This is a genomic window from Ancylobacter dichloromethanicus (assembly GCF_018390645.1).
GTDB classification, from domain to species: domain Bacteria; phylum Pseudomonadota; class Alphaproteobacteria; order Rhizobiales; family Xanthobacteraceae; genus Ancylobacter; species Ancylobacter dichloromethanicus.
Genome location: NZ_JAHBGC010000049.1, coordinates 103,487 through 123,316, shown reverse-complemented (window position 1 = coordinate 123,316; position 19,830 = coordinate 103,487). Strand labels below are relative to the sequence as shown.

At 65.1% G+C, this 19,830-nt stretch carries 26 protein-coding genes; 9 read left to right on the top strand and 17 right to left on the bottom strand.

The genetic code is table 11. From position 1 onward, the window contains the following. Nucleotides 1-67 precede the first annotated feature (67 nt). From KHC23_RS20570 to KHC23_RS20505, 14 genes are read right to left on the bottom strand one after another with little or no spacing between them, the layout of a single operon-like run. The gene (locus KHC23_RS20570; protein WP_213375274.1) at nucleotides 68-2,218 is read right to left on the bottom strand and encodes a type IV secretory system conjugative DNA transfer family protein; all 2,151 of its coding nucleotides are present in this window, start codon (nucleotides 2,216-2,218) and stop codon (nucleotides 68-70) included. Continuing rightward, complete coding sequence (gene virB11 / locus KHC23_RS20565) at nucleotides 2,196-3,263, bottom strand: P-type DNA transfer ATPase VirB11 (RefSeq protein ID WP_213375272.1); 1,068 nt, start codon at nucleotides 3,261-3,263, stop codon at nucleotides 2,196-2,198. Before virB11 ends, KHC23_RS20570 begins: the two co-directional genes overlap by 23 nt. Continuing rightward, nucleotides 3,223-4,581 carry a type IV secretion system protein VirB10 gene (virB10, locus tag KHC23_RS20560; protein WP_213375269.1) on the bottom strand — a complete coding sequence of 453 codons (1,359 nt, stop codon included), beginning with the start codon at nucleotides 4,579-4,581 and terminating at the stop codon, nucleotides 3,223-3,225. The genes virB11 and virB10 overlap by 41 nt, the downstream gene beginning before the upstream one ends. A 6-nt stretch (nucleotides 4,582-4,587) precedes the next feature. Continuing rightward, entirely contained in the window at nucleotides 4,588-5,391 is an 804-nt protein-coding gene (gene virB9, locus KHC23_RS20555; protein WP_213375267.1) for a P-type conjugative transfer protein VirB9, read from the bottom strand. Then, the gene (locus tag KHC23_RS20550) at nucleotides 5,388-6,074 is read right to left on the bottom strand and encodes a VirB8 family type IV secretion system protein (protein WP_373878492.1); all 687 of its coding nucleotides are present in this window, start codon (nucleotides 6,072-6,074) and stop codon (nucleotides 5,388-5,390) included. Before KHC23_RS20550 ends, virB9 begins: the two co-directional genes overlap by 4 nt. Nucleotides 6,075-6,121: 47 nt before the next feature. Then, nucleotides 6,122-7,252, bottom strand: a complete 1,131-nt coding sequence (locus KHC23_RS20545) for a TrbL/VirB6 family protein (protein WP_213375263.1) — start codon at nucleotides 7,250-7,252, stop codon at nucleotides 6,122-6,124. A 7-nt stretch (nucleotides 7,253-7,259) separates the two neighbouring features. Further along, on the bottom strand, nucleotides 7,260-7,457 hold the full coding sequence (locus tag KHC23_RS20540) for a hypothetical protein (protein WP_213375261.1): 198 nt from the start codon (nucleotides 7,455-7,457) through the stop codon (nucleotides 7,260-7,262). Then, nucleotides 7,454-7,630, bottom strand: a complete 177-nt coding sequence (locus KHC23_RS20535; RefSeq protein ID WP_213375259.1) for a hypothetical protein — start codon at nucleotides 7,628-7,630, stop codon at nucleotides 7,454-7,456. Before KHC23_RS20535 ends, KHC23_RS20540 begins: the two co-directional genes overlap by 4 nt. 13 nt (nucleotides 7,631-7,643) lie before the next feature. Beyond that, nucleotides 7,644-8,366: a type IV secretion system protein gene (locus KHC23_RS20530; protein WP_213375257.1), complete on the bottom strand. Its 723-nt coding sequence runs from the start codon at nucleotides 8,364-8,366 to the stop codon at nucleotides 7,644-7,646. A gap of 9 nt (nucleotides 8,367-8,375) precedes the next feature. Beyond that, nucleotides 8,376-9,281, bottom strand: coding sequence for a hypothetical protein (locus KHC23_RS20525; RefSeq protein WP_213375255.1), 906 nt, complete (start codon nucleotides 9,279-9,281; stop codon nucleotides 8,376-8,378). Further along, nucleotides 9,278-11,689: a VirB4 family type IV secretion/conjugal transfer ATPase gene (locus KHC23_RS20520; RefSeq protein ID WP_213375254.1), complete on the bottom strand. Its 2,412-nt coding sequence runs from the start codon at nucleotides 11,687-11,689 to the stop codon at nucleotides 9,278-9,280. The genes KHC23_RS20525 and KHC23_RS20520 overlap by 4 nt, the downstream gene beginning before the upstream one ends. 9 nt (nucleotides 11,690-11,698) lie before the next feature. Then, complete coding sequence (locus tag KHC23_RS20515; RefSeq protein ID WP_213375252.1) at nucleotides 11,699-11,995, bottom strand: VirB3 family type IV secretion system protein; 297 nt, start codon at nucleotides 11,993-11,995, stop codon at nucleotides 11,699-11,701. Beyond that, nucleotides 11,992-12,297 (bottom strand): TrbC/VirB2 family type IV secretion system protein, encoded by a 306-nt coding sequence (locus KHC23_RS20510; protein WP_213375250.1) that lies wholly within the window; start codon nucleotides 12,295-12,297, stop codon nucleotides 11,992-11,994. The genes KHC23_RS20515 and KHC23_RS20510 overlap by 4 nt, the downstream gene beginning before the upstream one ends. An 11-nt stretch (nucleotides 12,298-12,308) precedes the next feature. Then, nucleotides 12,309-13,037: a lytic transglycosylase domain-containing protein gene (locus KHC23_RS20505; protein WP_246544816.1), complete on the bottom strand. Its 729-nt coding sequence runs from the start codon at nucleotides 13,035-13,037 to the stop codon at nucleotides 12,309-12,311. Nucleotides 13,038-13,155: 118 nt separating this feature from the next. Between KHC23_RS20505 and KHC23_RS20500 the strand changes: the two genes are divergently transcribed. The 8 genes from KHC23_RS20500 to KHC23_RS20465 are packed head-to-tail and all read left to right on the top strand — an operon-like array spanning nucleotide 13,156 to nucleotide 17,911. Next, complete coding sequence (locus KHC23_RS20500) at nucleotides 13,156-13,659, top strand: hypothetical protein (protein ID WP_213375246.1); 504 nt, start codon at nucleotides 13,156-13,158, stop codon at nucleotides 13,657-13,659. Between the two features lies 1 nt (nucleotide 13,660). Next, a complete protein-coding gene (locus KHC23_RS20495) occupies nucleotides 13,661-14,281 on the top strand; it encodes a thermonuclease family protein (protein ID WP_246544815.1) in 621 nt (206 codons plus the stop codon). A 33-nt stretch (nucleotides 14,282-14,314) separates the two neighbouring features. After that, entirely contained in the window at nucleotides 14,315-14,656 is a 342-nt protein-coding gene (locus tag KHC23_RS20490; protein WP_213375244.1) for a single-stranded DNA-binding protein, read from the top strand. Nucleotides 14,657-14,684: 28 nt separating this feature from the next. After that, nucleotides 14,685-15,239, top strand: a complete 555-nt coding sequence (locus KHC23_RS20485; protein ID WP_213375242.1) for a thermonuclease family protein — start codon at nucleotides 14,685-14,687, stop codon at nucleotides 15,237-15,239. Then, entirely contained in the window at nucleotides 15,236-15,787 is a 552-nt protein-coding gene (locus KHC23_RS20480) for a hypothetical protein (protein ID WP_213375240.1), read from the top strand. The genes KHC23_RS20485 and KHC23_RS20480 overlap by 4 nt, the downstream gene beginning before the upstream one ends. Before the next feature lie 60 nt (nucleotides 15,788-15,847). After that, nucleotides 15,848-16,465 carry a hypothetical protein gene (locus KHC23_RS20475; RefSeq protein ID WP_246544814.1) on the top strand — a complete coding sequence of 206 codons (618 nt, stop codon included), beginning with the start codon at nucleotides 15,848-15,850 and terminating at the stop codon, nucleotides 16,463-16,465. Further along, entirely contained in the window at nucleotides 16,462-17,178 is a 717-nt protein-coding gene (locus KHC23_RS20470) for a hypothetical protein (RefSeq protein ID WP_246544813.1), read from the top strand. Before KHC23_RS20475 ends, KHC23_RS20470 begins: the two co-directional genes overlap by 4 nt. Nucleotides 17,179-17,200: 22 nt before the next feature. Then, nucleotides 17,201-17,911: a hypothetical protein gene (locus KHC23_RS20465; RefSeq protein ID WP_246544812.1), complete on the top strand. Its 711-nt coding sequence runs from the start codon at nucleotides 17,201-17,203 to the stop codon at nucleotides 17,909-17,911. A 12-nt stretch (nucleotides 17,912-17,923) separates the two neighbouring features. On the opposite strand, the gene KHC23_RS20460 is transcribed toward KHC23_RS20465, so the two are convergent. From KHC23_RS20460 to KHC23_RS20450, 3 genes are all read right to left on the bottom strand, one after another. Next, nucleotides 17,924-18,169, bottom strand: coding sequence for a hypothetical protein (locus KHC23_RS20460; protein WP_213375238.1), 246 nt, complete (start codon nucleotides 18,167-18,169; stop codon nucleotides 17,924-17,926). A gap of 29 nt (nucleotides 18,170-18,198) precedes the next feature. After that, nucleotides 18,199-18,825 (bottom strand): acyl-homoserine-lactone synthase, encoded by a 627-nt coding sequence (locus KHC23_RS20455; protein WP_213375236.1) that lies wholly within the window; start codon nucleotides 18,823-18,825, stop codon nucleotides 18,199-18,201. Between the two features lie 97 nt (nucleotides 18,826-18,922). Further along, nucleotides 18,923-19,246, bottom strand: a complete 324-nt coding sequence (locus KHC23_RS20450; RefSeq protein WP_246544811.1) for a WGR domain-containing protein — start codon at nucleotides 19,244-19,246, stop codon at nucleotides 18,923-18,925. Nucleotides 19,247-19,627: 381 nt separating this feature from the next. Between KHC23_RS20450 and KHC23_RS20445 the strand changes: the two genes are divergently transcribed. Continuing rightward, nucleotides 19,628-19,798: a hypothetical protein gene (locus KHC23_RS20445; protein ID WP_213375234.1), complete on the top strand. Its 171-nt coding sequence runs from the start codon at nucleotides 19,628-19,630 to the stop codon at nucleotides 19,796-19,798. Nucleotides 19,799-19,830 lie beyond the last annotated feature (32 nt).

The following is a 19,830-nucleotide window of genomic DNA, read 5'->3' as shown; positions in this document are numbered from 1 at the left end:
AGCCATCGCGTCGCTTCAAGCTCGTCTCGGTGAGCGACGCGGGCCGCGCGGACCACGGCTACATATTTCATGGCGCGTCGTCGCCGAACCCGTCCTGCAGCCCGGTAAGGGTTGTCAGCGCTTGCCTGACCCGCTCTTCCTGACCAACTGCCGCGGTGCTGGCAGCCATCGCTTCGAAGTCGCGGCGCTGAGCGCTTTCCGACGCGGCCAGTAGATCACTGATGTTGCAATTCTCCCCAGGCGGAACCAATGGCTGGTCACCAAGCGAGAGCTGCTTGCGGGCCAGTCGTTCGACTGGCTTCACCCTCGTGATCACCAGCGGCGCCGGAAAGAAAGCGGGTTCCGCCGCGGCTTGCCGCTTGGCTGGGGCCTTCTTTCCTGGGGGTTGAGGATTTCGCCTTGGCGCCCGTTGCGCGGCGGCTTGGAGCGGTGGCCGGGCGACCGTGTCGTCTTCGGTGCTCTCGGCGGCCGGCGCCGGATTGATCGCGCCGCCCAATGCCTCATCCTTCCATTCGCGCAGGCTCGGCAACGCCGGCGGATTTCCCTTCGCCGCCTCGTAGGGCCGTCGATAGGGCTTGTCGAGATAGTGGCGGATCTTGGTAAGCTCGAACGAGCGCGAGTTCTTCACCATCAGGATCGACACGCGGTCGGACATCTCGCGCAATTCGAGCGGGCTGCGTAGCGGGCGCGGCGTGTAGTGCGGCGCCCAGGCGCGCGGCGCGAAGATCCCCTGCCCTGGCCGCATCACCGGCGTTTTGTAGACCTGCGTCGTCTCGCCGAGCATCTCGGACACGAAATCCGACGTCTCCAGATCGTTGATCTGGATGAACAGCTTGATCTGCGAACCGGACACGGTGGTGATGCGCGTGTTGCGGCCATAGAGCTCATCGAGCTGGGAGATGTCCTGCATCACGATCGCCATGCGGAAGCCATAGCCGGCGCTGATGGTAATCTTGGAAATCAGCGAGTCCATGCGCCCGACATGGTAGAATTCATCGAGCATGAGCAGCACCTGGTGCGGCTCATCCTCGCCCGGGATCCTCACCATCATCAGATCATGGATCTGCTGGAACAGGATGCGGATCAGCGGACGGAAGATGGCGAGCTCGGCGATGGTGCAGCCGATGAAGATGGTCATCGGCTGGCGGCGCAGCTCGCGAATGTCGAAGTCGGACGTCTCGGTCGCCGCCGAGATCAAGCCGTTGTTCCAGAGCGACATGGCCATGTTGACGTTGAACACGGCGCTGTTGCGGGTCTCCGGCTCGAGCGCGATGTACTGGTTGAAATTGTCGATCACCCAGGTCGGCAGATGCTGCCGCTCGGTCTTCACGATCGCCCGCAGCACCGACGAGATGTCCCGTCCCGTGGTCGTCATCCGGGCGACCGTGCGCATGTGCTGCGCCCCGGTGATCAGCGGCGACGAGAGCACATACCCGATCAGGGCGGATAGCAGCAGTCGCCCCGCCCCGGCCCAGGTGTCATCCGCTTTCTCGGGGATCACGAAGGAAGCGACGACCAGGCAATCGGTCGCCATGCGCTCGTCGCGGCGCACGAAGTCGAGCGGGTTGTAACGGTGCGTGTCATTGGAGCCCGGCGAGAACATGAAGACCTTGTTGCCCATGGCCTTGCGGTGGTTCGCCAGCGCGTCGAAATTCTCCCGCTTCGGATCGAAGAACACCGCCGAACCTTGCCAGAGATAGCCGTTCGGCAGCACGAACCCGGTCCCCTTGCCCGATCGCGAGGGCCCGACCACGAGGATGTGGGCTGGCTCATCCGAACGCACCGTGACACCACCGATCGTCCCCAGCACGATGCCCTGCTTGCCGGTCAGGCCCTGCTTCGCCGCCTCCATCAACGTACCGAAGCGCGCCGCCCCAAAGGGCATCTGGCGGCGATTGATGAAGGCGAACAGCCATCCTGCCAGACCAAGGGCAATGACCACCCCCGCCGCAATGCCGGCGCGGATCAGCGCCTCGATCTGTGTCGCCGGGTAAAGAAGACGGGCATGGAAATGCTGCCAGGCGACCAGGAAGAAGCCGGCCGAGCGGTCGGCATTCTGCAGCCGCAGCAATCCCCAGCGGCTGGCGCCCTCGCCCGGAAAGCGCGCTGGGGCCCAGCGCAGCCCGACGACGATCTCATAGGCCATGCTCCAGAGCAGCCAGAAGGCAATGGCGAGCAGGATCGCAATGCCGATCCTATAAACGACGACGCGGGCCATGGCCGGCCTTCCTTCCTGTCCCCCCTGCCCTCTCCGCCCGCCACTCCGCCATCCGCGAAAAATACACGGCCGAGGTGCCGCGCCAGCCGCCGACCTTGGTCTGCTGGATGACGATCGGCAGGACGGATTTGATGTAGCCAACGATCTCGTCCCGCCGCAGACCGAGCCCGGCCTGCATCACCATCAGCGCGAGCTGCTCGAACGCGCCGGCCGGACTATCGGCATGGACCGTGGTGATGCTGCCGGGATGGCCGGTGTTGATGGCCCGCAGAAACGAATAGGCCTCCGCACCGCGAATCTCGCCGAGGAAGATACGGTCCGGACGCAGGCGCATCGAAGCCTGCAGCAGCGTCTCGACGGTGACGCGGGCTTCACCCTGATCGCCCTTCGAGGCGACCAGCGGCAGATAGTTCCTCTGGATCGGGTTCACCTCGCGGGTGTCCTCGATGGTGACGATGCGTTCCTCGACTGGGACCTCCTTCAAAATCGCGTTGAGGAATGTCGTCTTGCCGGAGGAGGTGCCACCCGAGAGCAGGATCGAATAGCGGTTCACGACGGCGAGGCGGATGAAGTTCTCGATGCGGCCGGCGTCGAGATGCGCACAGAGCTGCCGGTCGACATCCGACAATTCGCCCTCAGTGACGGTCGCGACTTTCTCGAACGAGCCGAGCCGGCGATAATCATCGAGCCGCATCTCCTTGATGACCTGCTTGCGGATCGCGAAAGCCCCGCCCGCTGTCGTCGCCGGCGGCATCACGCCTTGAAAGCGTTCGCCCGTCGGCAGCGCCGCCGACAGCAGCGGATGCTCTTCGTTGACGCTCTGGCCGGAATGACCGGCAATGCGTTCGGCGAGGTGTCGGATTGCGAGCTCGGTGAGCTCAGGAACCGGATGACACTCCATCGCGGCCTGACCGAAGCGCTCGACCCAGACCTCACCGGGGCCATTGGCGCAGATCTCGACGACCTGGTCGTCGTCGAGCCAAGGCCGAATGGGCCCGAGCGCCCTATCGAGGAAGACTGTCAGGTTTCGCGCCGGCGCGTTCACGCTTGAGCTCCCTGAGCGCCTCCTTCACCGGATCGGGGTAAAGGGAGGAGAAATCCAGGTCCCGGCGCACGAAGACGATGATCCGCGTGCCCTGGTCGAGATAGATCGTCGGCGGGATGTTGATCGAGTTCTTCAGCGCCTCCTGGGCGATATTGGTCAGCGTCTGCGAGACATTCTGCGCGGCGATCTGGCGGGCCTGGAGCGACTGGCTGTTCTGGTTGGTGCCCGTTTGGGTCGTGGTGACGAGGCCCGTGACCGGATCGGTCGTCGTGATCGTGGTGCCATTATTATTGTTGTCGTACTGGCCATAGCCGCTCAGGAATTGCGAAACGCCGCCGACGACCGACAGCATGATCGCGGAGCCGAAGCGCTCGAGGTAGTGATTGTCGACGAAGCCGGCATTGCCGGCGCGGCCGAGATCGTCGGTGCCGTTCGAGCCGAGCTGGACCGACACCCCATCCGAGCGCAGCAGCCGCGTCCACACCACGAAGACGCGGGTCTGCCCCTGCGAGATTCCGGACTTGTATTCGCCAACGAGCCGGCTTCCTGCCGGGATGAGAATGCGGCGGCCGTCGAATGACCAGACATTCTCAGCCGTGACGGCGCGCACCATGCCCGGCAGGTCGCTCTGAACGGCGGTCTCAAGAATCCCGCGGATCATCGTGCCCTGTGCGACAAGCGCATCGATCCGATCGTTCTTCACCGCCTTCGCGATCTCGACGCCGGCGCTCGCGACCGACGCCAGGAAGCGGCGGTTGGGGTCCTCGTCCTGCCCGGCAGCCGCGCGCGCCGGATCGGCGGGACTGCCAGCTGCATCGCTCGGACTGGCGTTGTCGGCAATCACCTGCGGCGCGCGGAACCGTTCCCACTTCCGCCGCTCCTCTTCCTGGCGCAGCCGCTCGAGTTCGGCCAGCCGGCGCGCTTCATCATCGTTCGGTGCCGACAGGGCGAGCGGTGGCTCGGGTGGCGGCGGCGCCGGCAGTGCCAGGGGCGGCGCGATGGGCGGTGGTGGCAAGACCGGCTCGGGCGGCACAGGCGGCGCTTGCGGGATGAGAATAGTGCCCTGGTCGGTCTGGGTCCGTGGGGTTTGCAGCGATGGCGCCGGAAACTGCGTCGTCGTGAACTCTTCCTTGTCCGGCGCGGTCATGTTCCGTGGACCGCTGCCGAGCGAGGCGTAGATCATCCATCCCGCGATCAAGACGGCGCCGAGCGGCACGCCGAATTTCACCAAATTGCCGAGGGCAGTCGAACCCCGCGCTACCGCCGTCGCAGCGGAGGCTTCCAGTTCGAGCGAGCGATAATCCTGTGGCGAGGGCATGGCGCGTCAGCCTCCTGCGCTGGCTGACGGAAAACCTACGCGCTGCGGCGCATAGGGCTCGAGCCCATTCGGCTCGTGCACATTGGTCGCACGCCGATTGAAGATGCAGGTCGATTCCGTGCCATTGCGCAGCGTCCATTGCGGGCTGACCTTGTCGACGACGACGAACGGTCCCTCGGTCCGGAAATTGACCAGGCTCTCATTGCGCTCGGCATCGACGATGTAGATCGCCGGCGTTTCACCCTCGAAGCGGAACCAGGTCTTCACGCCGTCGTCGAACACGGCGACCGGCTTGTTGGTCGACGAGCCCTTGTAGCCATAGTCGCTGTTGGCGTTGGCGATGTTGAGATCGCGCAGGTTCGGATTGGCGGCGCGCTCCTTGGCGGCCGCGAGCAGCTTCGCGCTCGCCTCGTCGTCGGGAAACCGGAACCGAACCGCGTAGATCTGGTCATTCGGCGCGCGCGTGTTCGACCGCAGCAGGAAGCTGTAGATGCGCTTGTCGGTGACGACGTTGAGGTTCGACTGCGCATTCTTGTCGATCGGCTTGACGAAGATGATGTCGCCCTTGCGATTGGGCTCGACCTTCCAGGCAAGGGAATCGCCGAGCGCCAGCGTCTCGATCTTCTCGTCCGGCTGCAGCTGGATCATCGTCGACGTGCCGTAGGTGGCGTCGATCGCCGTGACGTTGTCGCGGTTATAGACGACGTCGCGGACGCGAGCATCGACCCGTCCCGCGCGCGGGATCGCTTCCGCGAACGCATGGCCGGACACAAGCAAGACGCAGCCTGCAAGGATCAGGCGCCGCCTCATGATCTCTGCGCTCCGGCCGTGCCGGGAGAGGGAGCCGTCTCCTGGTCGCGTCGATATTCGAGCACCTGGAAGCCGAGCGGATTGTCGAAGCGATACTCGTTGCGCATCGGTGCGGAGGTGTAGCGGAAGCGCACGAGCGAAACCCAGTTGCGCGTCGTGATGCTGGTCGCCGTTTTCTCGTCGGTGGAAAACCGCACCAGCGCGGTGCGGTTGTTCGGGAACGTCACCGACTTCACCGAGACGGTGACCTCTGTGTTGGAGCCGTAGATCTTGACCGGATTCTGCGGATTGGCCGGCGAATAGATCTCGGTCAGCTCACGCGCCGCGTCGCCGGTAGCGAGAAGCTGCGCCAGGTCGAAATTGTCCTTCAGCGCCCTCGGATCATAGGTCTCGCGCGCCTTGATATAGCGGACCACATTGAAGGTGGTGACGGCCTCGTCCTGCGTCAGCGGCCCCTCGGCCATCGGTCGCTTGACCTCGACGAAGCCCGAAGCCCTATCGACCACCACCATATAGGGCTCGTAGGTCTTCAACGGCACCAGCAGCGCCAGTGCGCCGAGCGAGCCGACGGCAACGATGGTCATGACGCCGGCGACGATCCAGGCCAGCGCCCGCGAGTTCCGGTTGCGTCGGGCGACGTCATGCTCCCAGCTCGCGCCTTCAATGTAGTACCGTGGATCGATCTTGGCTGGCGGCTCGACCACTCCAGCCTCAGCCGTCGGAGTATCGCTCAAGGTCGGCTCCCTCCCCCACCCTGCGCCGGCGGCGAGCCGGGATGCTTGATCTGCTCGGCGAGCCTGCGAAACTCAGGCGATTGCGCCCATGACGACGCCCGCAAACCGACACGCGCGCGCTGGCGCGCCGCCAGCTCCTCGCGTCGTGACGTCGAGGCCGGGTTCAACGGGTTGCGGAAGGCAAGGCGGGCCCTGTTCGCCGCCACGCCGAGCCGATAGCCGCTGACCGTGGCGAGCACCGCACCGATCCGCGAGCTCGAGATCGGCACGCCTCCGGCGATGGCCGCAGCGACGTTGTTGATCTGGGCCAGCAGCAGCACGCCGATGATGGCGAGCAGCACAACGGGGCCGATCGTCGCCCAGCTCGCACTCTTGGTGTTGGCGACGCCGTTCAACGTGTCGATGGTCTGCTGGATCAGCGAGACGTAGAAGGCGAGGAAGGCGTAGACGAGGACCTGCACCAGAAAATACTGGATGAGCGTGCCGAGCCAGCCGCTGAAGAAGCGCGAGGTGACCCCAAACAGCAGCAGGATGATAAAGACCGGCGCCAGCGCCAGCAGCAGCCACATGAAAAGTTTCGACAGCACGATCAGGAAGATCGCGAAACCGATCAGCAGCGCCATCACGACATAGAAGACGGCGGCGAAGATGTAGGGGCCCCAATTGGTGAGACCCGCATTCTGCAGGAAGGCTTCGGTGGCGCTGTTGGTGGTGTCCCACATGTTCTGCAGGGCCGATTGCACGCCGTTGACCGAGGTCAGGTTCTGCGCCGTGCCGGTGTTGTTGGCGGTGGTCACGGCGCTGAGCAAGGCGTTTCCGATCGCCGACGGCCCGTCATTCATGAACCGGTAGGCCAGCGTCTGAAAATCGTTCCAGCTGGTCGCGAGCGCATAGATGAGGAAGGCGCGAAACAGCCTGAAGGCGTGGTCGGCCGGGCCGCCGGTTGCCGTGCCCTGCCAGATGCCGATACCCCAGAAGATCACATAGAGCGTCAGGAGCAGCCCGGCGACGCTCGTCGCTCCCCCCGACGTCAGCGCGTTCGACAGCGCCTGATAGGCGGTTGAGACATAGTTCTGGCCGATCTGGTCGACCGATTGCAGTAGCGAGGTGATGCTGAACGTCGCCATCGTGCCCTCAGATCGGTTTCATCGGGCCACAGGCGTCAAGCGACTCGAACGGCTGAGGTGATGGCGTCGGCGCGGACGCCGCGTAGCCGAGTGGCGCGCCGTCTTCGTCCGGCGAACACGGCGCCTTGAGTGGCTTGTAGGCACAGCCCGCGAGGACAAGCGCAATCCAGCAAATCGCGGCGAGTGCTGCCGAGGTGCGGATCATTTCTTCGGCTCGGCCGGCGAGGTGAAGGTCATGGCGCGCGACAGGCCATCGGTGTCCGGCTCGCTCTTCGTCTGCGCAGCGGGTGCCGGTGGCGCGGGCATGCGGATGACGATCACGCCGGCAGCGACGATGAGGATGATCGCAGCGGCGACGGCGATGGTGATCTTGTTCAAGCGTCCTCCAAAGTCACTGCTGGGTGAATTTCATGGCGCGCGCGACGGCCGACTCCGCCGCGATGCGATCGAGATTGGCCTGGTTGGCAGCGGCGGCGGCGTTGTTCACGACGCCGTTGAGCTCGTTGATGGTCTGTCCGGTCTGGATCTGCACCTGAGTGTTCTGGTCGACGCTGCCCTTCAGGTCCTGGGCCTGGCCGATCTGCTGGCCGCCTTGGGTAAATGCGGAGGAGCGCTGCTTCACCGCCCCTTGAGTCGAATCGATCAGGCCGGACAGGGTCGCCGCGACATTGACGGAGTTCTTGTAGGCGGTGTCGACCGGGTGCGTCTGACCGCCGCTCAGCCCGGTGAGGCTCTGGACGAGCTGCAGGCCATTGATCAGCGTCGACACGATGTTCTGAGATCCCGAGCCCATGCCGGCGAAGGACAGCGCGCCGCCCGAGATCACCGAGCCCAGCGACGGCGCCTGCGCCATGGAGAAACCACCACCCAGGGCCATCTGCGCCAGGCTGCCCTGCGCCTGGGAGGTGCGATCCCCGGTCACCGCGGCAACCGTCTTCTGCGTGAATTGCAGGATCTGCTGGTCGGCGTCGAGAATCTGCCGGGTGCTGGTCGCAATCTCCTGCGCTTTCGTCAGGTTCGCATTGTCGATCACCGGCACCTGGGCGCGCGCTCCCGACGTGGCGATGAGCAGGGCCACGGCGAGGCCGAGCGCCAGTTTCAGGACAGATCGCATGGCAGCCTCCTATTGGCCGTTGGCTTGAATGCTCTCGATCGCGGCGGCGACATCAGCGCCGGACAAGGGCGGCTGGGTGGAGGGCGCGGCAGCGGCAGTCCGCGCCTCGTCCTGAGCCGCCGAGAGGTAGAACAGGACGTTGCCGTCGCTATCCATGTGGCGGGCCGCGACGCATCCTGGGTCCACGGGCGATCCCGGCGGCGTGGTCGAGCATGACCCCGCCGTGCGGCAGGGATCGGCCACGGTCCCCGATCCGACCATGCCGACCGTGCAGGCCGGCGTGGTCGGGGTGCCGGACGACGACGTTGTCGCCGAGCGCATCCCGATGGTGGCGCGGCTGATGTCGCTGTTCTGCGCCAGATTGAGCGCGTTCAGGGCCGTCACCCAGATATTCGCCGAGCCCATCACGCCGTTCCAGGCGAGGTTGTTCTGCAGACGCGCGGCACTGTTCGTATCGATGGCCGCCATCACCGTAGTGGCGGTGCCGACCTGAGAACCGGCGGTGCGAAACGCGGATTGGGCGGCGCCGAGCGTCGATCGGCTGGCATCGAGGCTGGCGACGACGTCGCCCGTCGACTTGAACAAGGTCTGGCTGTTGAGCGCGGCGCCGCGCGCATCCGCGGTCGGGACCGCCGGCATATCCGGTGCATAGACCTGGATGGTGCGGCTGCCGGCGCCCGATTGCGGCTGCACCGTCGGATCGGTGACGCTGGCCTTCTTGCCCGTCGTGACGGCGCATTTCACGCCCTGATTGGCGTTCTGCCGTTGCGTGGAGATCGGTACCAGTTTGATGGTCGCGCCTGCGGTCTCCGAATGCTGCGTTAGCTGCGCGGCGTCGGTGGTCGGGATGGCGGCAAAGGCCGCGCCTGCGCCGATCCACGACCAGGCAATCACTGTCAGCGCGAGCCGCTTCATGCCTCAGCCCTTCCCATGAATATCGGCAGCCAGACGGCTGGATCGTCACCGACGCGGGCCCGCAGCGCGTCGAGCTCGGCCACGGTCTCGGTGCGGCCCGACAGCACCTTGATGATGTCCGGCATGCCGGCGAGATTGAGTTTGGCGATGACGCTGTCGCGGCCGTGCTTGATCAGGAAGGAACGGCTCTCCGGCACCGTGCTGCGGATCCAGGTCACTTCGCGCTCCGAGAGCCGGAAGGCGCGGGTGTAGCTTTCGTCATCCGCCTTCGGATTCGGGAAGAAGACATTGGTCGCGGTCTGCTCGATCAGCGTGCTCGCCGAGTTGGAGCGCACGATGTCGGCGGCCGATTGCGTCCCGAAGCCGATGATGCCGTTCTGCTTGCGGATCGTCTTCAGCTTGTCCTTGATGAAGAAGGCGAAGACCGGGTCGTCGAGCAGCCGCCAGCCCTCGTCGAGGAAGATCATCACCGGATCGCCCGTCAACAGCTCCTCGGTGCGGTGGAAGATGTACATCAGCGCCGCGGTGCGGATGACGGGATCGTCCAGCACCCGTGTCATGTCGAACCCGAAGATGCTCGAGACCGAGAACTGATCGGCCTCATTATTGAACAGCCAACCGCGCTGGTCCGGCCGCATCCAGCTCTCCAACCGAGCGAGGAGATCGCCCTCGCCGGCCCGGATGCGCCCGCGCAACAGCGTCGAGAAGGCCTTTAGCGTCCGCCCGTCCGGCCCGGCGCTCAGCGCTGAAGCGATGGCGTTGCGGATGACCTGCTCCTCGGAGGCGCTGAGCTCGCCGCCATGGCCTGGCCGCAACATGAAGCCGAGGAGCTGGAACAGGAATTCGCGGTTCGGCGCTGTGTCGGGCAGGGACAGCGGATTGAACCCCGTCGGCTCGCCTGGGACCAGAACCTCATATTGGCCACCCATGGCGCGGATGAAGATCTCGGCGCCGCGATCCTTGTCGACGAACAGCAGCTTCGGTCGCGGCGTGACGCGCTGCGACTGCGCCGAGATGAAGGACAGGAAGACCGTCTTGCCGCTGCCCGAGGGCCCGACGACGGTGAAGTTGCCGAGGTCGCGAACATGGTGATTGTAGTAATAGGCAGTCTGCGAAGTGGTTTCGAACACCGAGATCGCCGGACCCCAATGGTTCCCGTCCAACCGCCCACTCGGGTAATTATGCAATGACGTGAAGCCGGCGAAGTTCTTTGAGGAGATCACCGACTTGCGCGCGATGTAGGGGAAATTCCCAGGCAGCTGGGCCCAGAAGGCCGGCTCGCAATTGAGATCCTCGCGCGTCCAGATCACCGAGCGATCGGTCAGCGCCGCGCCGACCGCGGTCACGGTGGCGGCAACCTCGGCAACCGTGCGACCGAGGCACATCACCGACATGTGGTGCTCACCGTAGATCGCCTCGGACGCCAGGAGTTCGTCACGCGCTTCGTCAAGATGCTCGGCGATGATGGAGCCGGCCTCGTCCGACATGTCGACCTGCCGGGCGACGCGGTCGATCTGCTTGGCCGCCTCGGGGCGGTCGACGATGGCGAAACTCTGCGTCGCGATGAACTCGTGCGGGACACGCAACAGATTGTCGAAGGAGCCCGGTCCGGTCTGCGCCGGATACTCGCGGATCGACACCATGGCGCCGAAGCGGGTGTCCTCGGGCCCGGCGCCACGGATTTCGATGGCGTTCTTGCCGAAGAAGATCCGCTTCATCGACAGCGCATCGGCGAGCGCCATGCGTGGCAAATGCATTGGGCGGGGGATGCCACCATTGACGAGCTGAACGAGGAATTCCAGCGGTTCCGAGTGCCAGACCCCATCCCGGCGTACGACGCCGAGCTGGCGCGCTCCATAGGCGGCGAGATTCTCGCGCACCGCGGTGGCTGCGTCGTGCAACTCGCTCAAGGCCGTCTGCGACGCCACGGATTCGCCGGCGGCGTCCTTGCGTCCAAGCAGCTTCGTCAGCATCGCGTCGAACGTGCCGGCCTGGCCCTGCAGCGGCCGACGCACGATGGTCAGATAGAGATCATTGACGAACATCCGCCGCTGCGACAGCGCCGCGTCATAGCGCTCGTCGATCTCGCGGCACAGCGCATTGTCGAAGCTCGACGCGATCCGCGGCTGCACCTCGCGGCGGATGATATGGCTGACGAGCGCGAAGCGGGAATTGGCCAGCGTGCGGACGAGGTCGTTGCGCGCCAACAGGCGGGAGTTGATCTCGCTAATGTCGGCGGTCTCGAAGGAATAGCCCTCGCATTTCAGGATCGTCATCACCAGACCGTCGCGGGTCTTGATGACGTGATCGTCGACATGGCGGGTATAGGGGATGTGGCTGGCCACCGGACGCTCGCGGCGCGACACCGCACCGTAGGTCAGTTCATCGAGGAGTGCCTTTGCCACCATCTCCTCGCCTCACGCGCGATAGCTGTCGGCGGCCCAGAAGGCGCGCGAGCGGGGTGGGCATCTTGTCGATTTGACGAACAGGATTTCGAAGATGCGATCATCGCGCAGCGTCAATATGTAGCCGAACAGATGCAGCGGGATTGCGACCAGCAGCAGGAACAAATTGTGGGAGATCAGAAAGCAGACCGACGAGACCACGCCGTTGAACATGAAATACATGTACGGCACGCCCATCAGCGTCGGCGCGCGTGTGAGTGCTTTGACCAGCGGGCTGATATGCGGCTCTTCGAGGTGCTGGCTGTTCATTGACCGACCGCCGACTGGAAGAATTGAACGATCTGCGCCGAACCGAACACCAGCACGATGCCGAAGATCACACTGCCGGCGATGCCCCAGGTCAGCCGGCCCGACCAGGCGAAGAAGCCGCAGGCGATGACGGCAAGCGTCGCCAGCGCGGTGGCGATCGGGCCGGTCAGCGCCTGCACGAGGGTGGTCAGCGTCGACTGCACCGGCTGCAGTGTGCCGCCCGACTGTGCGGCGGCGCCGGCGGTCATCAGGAGCAACATGGCTCCGGTGAGGTAAGGAACGCGTCTCGACGGCTGCTTCATCTACGGTCTCCTCAGTCGACATGCATCACGAAGCCGTCGCTCCATTGTGTCTTGGCGCGTGGCTTCGCAGGCTCCGAGGCTGCCGCTGGTGAAGCGCCGCCGGAGAGAGGTTGGATGATGTCGGCAGCGGACGACGCGACCCGCGCGGCGCCGACTGTCGCGGCCGCGGCGGGGTCTGGCCATGTGTAGAAGTCGTTCATGACGTCGGCGACGAAACGCACGGTCTCGGGATAAGGCGGAACACCGCGGCTTTTCTGCACGGCGGCCTCACCGGCGTTGTAGGCGGCGAGAATGAAGAACGGATTCCGGTAGCGCTCGTGCAGCGCGCGCAGAAAGCGGACGCCGCCGCGTACATTGCCTACCGGGTCGCACAGATCGACATCGAAACGCTGCGCCGTCTCGGGCATCAACTGCATCAGGCCATACGCGCCCTTTTCCGATAGCGCCGTCGACAGATAGCGGCTCTCGATCTTGGCGACCGACAGGACGAAGTCCGGATAGAACTTCTCCTCTGTGGCGATCCTGACGATCAGCGCCTTCGCGGCATCGGATGCGAGGTCCGTGGCAGGCGCACAGGGAGATGCCGCGCCCTTCTGACCCTGGAGTATCTCGACCGGTTGCGCCGGCGCTTCGATCGGGATGACGCGGCCGGAACTGTCGACGGTGGCGAGCGTCGTAGGCGCTCCGCTCTGCGCGCTGGCCCCTGCCATCCCGGTCGTCAGGAGCGTTCCGATCGTCAAGCTTTGAGCCCACATGCCCTGCCCTCAAATCAATTCGTCATGGACAATATATTGAATGTTGATACGATGGCAACACGACTGGCGACGGGTTTTCCTAGAGGACCGAAAAGGAGGGCGGATGAAGCGGCCTCAGTGGTTGGCGATGGCGATAATCGTCACCGGCGGCGCGCTTGGGCCCGGCGGAGCCGGGGCGCAGGATGCCTCATTTGGCTGCAAGGTACTCCTTTGCGCCGCTGCCACGGCGCCCAGCTGGTCGGGCATCCCCTATTGCGTGCCGGTCATGCAGCAGCTCTTCCGGTCGCTCGCGCGCGGCGGGTCCTGGCCGACCTGCCCGGAAGGCAATGCCGGGCGCCTTGGCTTCGAGCCTTATTTCCCCTGCCCGGCCGGCACGACGCCCATGCAACGAACCGGCGGCGATACCGACGCGCTCGTGCCGGCGCCGAACGGTGATCTTTGCGCCGACACCTCCAAACCGCGGCGCGATTGCCATAGTGGTGACGATGGGTCGTGTGAGACCACCTATCCCACGACACCACGGCAGGCTCGCACCGAGCCCAATTATGTCGACATCTCCACGGCGAACGGCGCGCAGCGCTTTTATTTCTCGCTGAGGGGATACTGAGATGCGCCGCGTCCGCGTCGCGCTCCTCGTGCTGGCAGCCGCGGTATCGCCCGTGGCGGCGCAGTCCGCCGCGCCGGGCTGGTTTGCCGTCCCAGGCAACGCTGTCTACCAGACCGGCGACAGCTGGACGGACGGCGGCGTGATCTATCGCCTTTATGGGGTTCAGTCCTGCCTTCGCGGCACCATCGTCACCAATGCGCATGGCGTGAAGCGCGATTGCGGCGAGGCCTCGCTCGCGATGCTGATCGCGCTGACGCGGGACCTGAAGCCACAATGCTACCAGGCGGCTGCCCTGCCGGAGGCGCGCACGGTCTTCGTGTTCTGCATCGCGCAACCACTGAGCGGAGCAGGCGCCGGCTCACGGATCGATCTCGGCACCGCGCTGATTTCGACCGGCTACGGCTTCGCGGCGCTGACACCCGACGGCAAGCCGGTCCACCCGCCCTACTTCGTCGCGCAACTGGTGGCGCAACGCGGACACGCCGGGCTGTGGGCCTTCGCCGACCTGCCCGAACCGAACGCCATCATCCTGCGCGCGCTCCGGGCGGATCGATCGGCTACGACGCCGTCGCAGCCAACAGCCTCGAGCGCCCCGGACACGCCAGGGATCGCGCCGCCATGACCAACGCCACCACCAGCCGAGGGAGCCTTGCCCATGAGAACCACCAACCTCTTCATCCTTCGCGGCCATGTCGGACAGGCACCGAAGGCCTTTGGCAAGACCGCCAAGGTCAATGTCGCGACCGATCGCGTCTGGACCGACAGCAAGGGCGAGCGAAAGGAAGAGACCGACTGGGTGACGATCAGCCTGCTGAACGAAAAGGTCGCCCAATGGGCGCTGACCCATGTCGTCAAAGGCGACGCCGTCTACGCGGAGTGCCGCATCGCCGACGGCTCTTACAAGGATAAGGCCGGCGAGACAGTCTACACCACCGACGTCATCGCCAATGCCTTCCACAAGCTCGACCTGGGCAACCGTGATGACGCGGGGGCGTAACCGCGGCGCCAGAACGGGGACCATCGTCATGGTCGTCACGCTTGCCGCGACCACATTGGCCGGCGCGCAATCGCCGGAACGATTCGGCCTTTACTCGCCAGGTAGCGCGCTGCAATCGCCACCGCTGCGCGTCGAGGTTCTCGATGGTACGCGCTTTCGCGATATCGAGACGCAGGCTGTCTATCGGCTCTACGGCATCGACACCTGTGCGCCAGGGCAGGCCGCTCATCTCGGCCGTCAGCCCTGGCCGTGCGGCACCGTGGCGGCGGCTTGGCTGGTCTCGGCAACGCTCAACAAATGGGTTGCCTGCAGCATTCTTCGCGATGAGCAGGGCGAGCACCTCGCGCGCTGCGCCTCGGCGGATCACGCCGATATCGGCGCCGACATGATCCGCGACGGCATTGCGATGACCCTGCCGCCAAGCGAGCAGGATCCCGCGATCCGCACCTATGTGTCGGCCGAGAGGGACGCGCGCAAAGCCTATCGGGGCATCTGGGCCAGCACGTTCCAGATGCCCTGGGAGTACCGGACCAGCGATCGGCGGCGTGCGATCGCGAAGACAGGTGCCGAGGCCGCGCCATGAACGTCGCGGCCTATCTCGCGCCCGGGCTTCTGGCGCTCGCCCTGGCGGCTTGCGCCGCCCCGACGTCGCCGGTTGTCGAGGCGTTGCCTCCGCCATCGCGCGACACGCTCTACGAGCCAGACCGCGTTCAGCCCGGGCGGCTCGAATACGCTCCCGATCGGACGACGTTCGCCCCGATCCTGACCGAACGCTTCGTCTATCCGACGCAGGCCCAGGCCAACGACGCCTATCGCCGCCTGCTTGGCGACGACACCATCGCGCCGTCGCGCGCGACCTCTGTCTGGCTCTTCGGCTGCAGGCCCGGAGCGCTCGATGCCCAGACCGCGCGCGTCAGCCGCTACCGGGGACCCGTCGTGCATTGCGCCACAGATTTTCTCGATGCCGGGGGCAGACGCCTCAGGCGCGAGACCGCGAACTTCTATCATTACCGCTCTGTCTGGAACATGCAGCCGGTCGATCCGCCGCGAACCCTTGTCCCCTGGCGCGGCGGTGAGCGCTCGCCGAAAGACGCGTGGCGCTGGGTCCCGGGCCGCGATCGATACGAATAGCGCGGCGGGGGCTTTCCACGGGTGCGACATTGGTTCAATATACTAGATGTTGTTGAAGGAATGCGCGCCTGCGTTCCACAGCACATCGCGCGACGATTGCCAGCGATCACCGCTGCATGGATGTCTCTTGTGATCCCGGCACTCGTCCACGCCCAGGCGCTCACCGCAGATCCAGGAGCGTGGCGTCCGATGTCCTATGCCGATCTCCAGCAGGCGACGGCGGACACCGCCACCTATGCCGATATCTGGAAAGACGCCATCGAGGACAACAACCGCGCCTATCTCGCGCGCGGCGACACGCGCTACGCAAGCGCCAACGCCCCGGCGACCGAGGCGCATTTCGTCATTTGGAGCGCCAGGAAGGCGGTCGTGCTCAGCATCCTGAACACGGCGACGGGCTGCACGCTGAAAGAGGTCCAGGCGTCGGCGCGCGCCACGATAAAACTCTGTCCCCTGCGGATCGCCATCTATGAAGGCATTCAGGTTCGCACCCTCGACGGGGGGAGCGCCTGCTTCCTCGAACTCGCGCCGGCCGCGGCGGGCGCACCCGTGGACCTCGCCCGAACCGTCGCCTACGCTGCCTATGATGTCGCGACGAAGACGGTGAAGACCGGCCTCGTCATCGACCATCAGGCCGTCGACGGCTGCTCGAACAACATCCCGCTGGGCGCGCCATGATCAAACGGCTGCGCGCCCGCCATCATCCAATGTCCGCTGACGGCGCGGTCAAGGCGACCCCTTGCGGGGCGCGGCATGCGCCGCGGCCCGGACCGCCCCTGCGGCCATGCCATGCTGGCCGGCCATCTCAGCATCAGGAGGCTTCGATGCGTTCCTTTCTCGTCATCGCACTTGTCGGGCTTACCACCCTCTCAACGGCCGCCGTTGCGCAGGACCAGGGCTCCGGGGCCTGGCAGCCGATGACGTTCCACAATTTCCAGACGCCATCGAAAACCGACACCCTGCAGACGCTCGTCTGGCCGGACGTGATCCGCGAAGCGAATGCCTACGTCACCACCGAGCTCAAGCGACCGCTCAATGGCAAGAATGCCCTGGTGACGGCCCTGTCCTCGACCTATCGCGACGGGTCCCGCACGATCATTGTCAGCACCGCGCTCTCGCGCGATTGCGACAGCGGCGCGAACGACGCCGGCGCCGAGATCGAGCCATCGACCTGTCCGCTGCGCATCGTCACCATCGAGAACGGCAAGGTTCTCGCCATCAAGACGGCAACGGGCTGCTACGCGGATCACGCCGATCCGGACATCCCGGCGAAGAACCGCAATGACAATTCCTACACGCGCTTCGATCCGGCAGCCGGCACCATCGCCTTCCGGACCAATGTCGGCGGTCGCGACGTGCCCGGCTGCGCGCGGACCTATTCGATCAGGTGATTCCCTGCACCAGGAGGCGACCATGCGCAGGCAGCTTGCCAGATTGATCACGACGCTCGCATTCGTTCCGATGTTGCTCGCGGCGGTGACAGGCCATGCGCTGGCGCAGAAAGGCCAATATTGCGAGCGCACCAATTATTCAGCCCAGGAGATCACCGACGCGGTGAGAAACTCCTCCCTGCGCGACGATCTCAAGGGGACGTCATGCTCGCTGGGTGGTCTCGGGCGTTTCGAATCCGGCGGCAACAAGGGCGTCTACAATGGCAGTTGCTGCACCGGAATCTTCCAGCTCAACAACGCCAATGTCCAGAAATATGCCGGCACGGATCGCGCCGGATACGGGTGCATGTCGCTGCAGGATCAGGTCGATGCCTGGGCCAGGCTGACGAATGCGGGCTACAACGCGCCGGCCGTGAAACAGCTGGCCTCGATGTCGACCTTCGACGGCCAGAAGGTGGACGCCAGTTTCATCGCGGCGTGTATCCAGCTTGGCACCGGCAACTGCCAGAAGATGGTAAATTCCGGGTCATGCTCAGGCTTCTCCGACATCAACGGGACGACGATCTGCGGTATGGCAAGCAACGCCCGCGCCATGGCCGATCCCAATTGTAAGGACGGGCAGGCCGTCTGTGGCCCGTCCGATCCCGGAGATTTCCCGACGTCGACGGGAATCGCGGCGAACCCGCCAACGGCGGCCACCGCGTCGATTGTCGTGGGGCCGACCGACGTCTGACTGCCGGACGGCTCAGTTCAGCTCCGGGGGGTCAGGCAGGATGGACGCGCGGAACGCGGCGAGCTGCTCTTCAGTCGCGTCACACAGATCACCGCCACGATAGTGTGCGTAAACCAATGCCCAAAACACCACCTCGTCCGCCCTGCCGGCAAAGAGGGCCTTCTGCAACGTCCGTCCGATCAGCGCGACGGCGCGGGGCGGCTCGTAGCGAGAATGCAGTTCACTCGCGATGAGCTTCGTATCGGCGGTTCGGATCACGGCGCACCTCCTGATCTAAGAGAGTTGGGTTATGCCGCCGAAGGCAGTGATCCGGGGTCAGGGAGAACCGAGCCTTCGCAATGCCGCGCCTGCTGGATCGTCGTGAGGGTTTCCCGGTTGAATGACATGCGCAGCGCCACGACCTCGTCGCGGCCGATGCGCTTGGGAAAGCCGAGAGGGCGCACGAAGAACCGCAGCTGCATCGCGATCACCATCAGCCGCCAATCGATTGCCACGGTGACGGTATCCACGCGATGCGCCATGCCCCATTCGACCACGCCTTGCGCCAGCTCGAGGAATGGTCCGTTTGCGCTGGGGCGGAGCTCGCGATGACGGGGTGCCACGCAAAAGCGTGTCCATTCGAAGACGCGTGGCCCCCGCGGCGGCTTGCTCCGGCAAAGATCGGTCAGGACGTCGCTCAGCAAATGCGGGCGTGTCGTCGGAAGCAGTCTTTGGTAACCGACGATCTCATCGTCACGCAGGCAGACCTGATGAATCGCATGCGCGTCGTCGAAGCGGTCCCGTTCGAGCCCGTCCGGTTGGCGCAGGTCGCTCCAGCCCTTCTCGTCGACGAAGATGGCATGCCGGAAGCGGAAGACGCGCTCCATCAGATCGCCATGCTGCGCGATCTCGGAGCCAGGGATGAGCAAAAGCATGAGAAATTCCTCGGCTTGTTGGGTAACGAGCCGAGGAGTTCATGAATCAAGCGCGGCGGGTATGGTTAGAAATCACCATTGCGCGCTGGCGCCGCGATCATTCGTGACGGCTATCGGGCAATCGAGTCGTGCCATTCCCGCCGTGGAGTGCGGGCGCGATCCGAAGCTGATAGCCGCGCCGAAGCTTGCGATCCAGCCACGTTCCAAGCGCCATGCGCGCATCTTCGCGCTGCGCGTAGAGTTCAGTGCGGCGTTGCCCAAAGCTCCCGATCCGCCCCCATTCGCGCACCATCGCCGTCTCCCCGAATAACGTCGGCTCGATCGACAGAACATAGTAACGCGCCATGTTCTGCGACGCGTCGATACGGTCGAGCACGAGAACCTGAAGCATTGATGGCGAGGGCCGATGATCGTCTAGCATGATGCACAGTCCCACGCGCGTGCGCGCATGGTCCAACGCAATGATTGAATCAGTTGCCCGTGATCGATTCGTTTTGGTGATGACGGTCGGCTCGGATCAGCCGACGTGACGGCCAGCAGGCTGCGGAGGCAGGGTACGGCCCGCTTCTGACAGAGTTCTGCGACCCCGGCACCCGGGGCTTCCACGGTGAGCCACCCCGCTCTCAATCAGCGCAATTCCTTGGTCTCGGCCATGGCCTTCTGCGATCAACCCGCCAGGGGTCCGCTATGCGCGCATGCGGCCTCTGCGGCTTCGCCTGCGAGGTGATCGCGGCCGTGATCCGGACGCTTCGGGCGCCTGTCGAGCGGGGATGGTCCCCGCCGCAAGACGGGAGCTGATACGATGTCGCAGAACCTCACCCTTGCTCAAGACCACGCCTGGAACCTCGCCAAGACCCTGATGGTCTGCATCACGCTCTTCGAGTCCGACGGCGGCTATGGCGTTCTCCCCTCGGACGAATTCGACGGCGACCCTGCCTCGGTCATTCACGAATATGATCCCTATGCGCGATGAGGCGCTCTCGACGCGGGGCCCCAGCGGGGTCC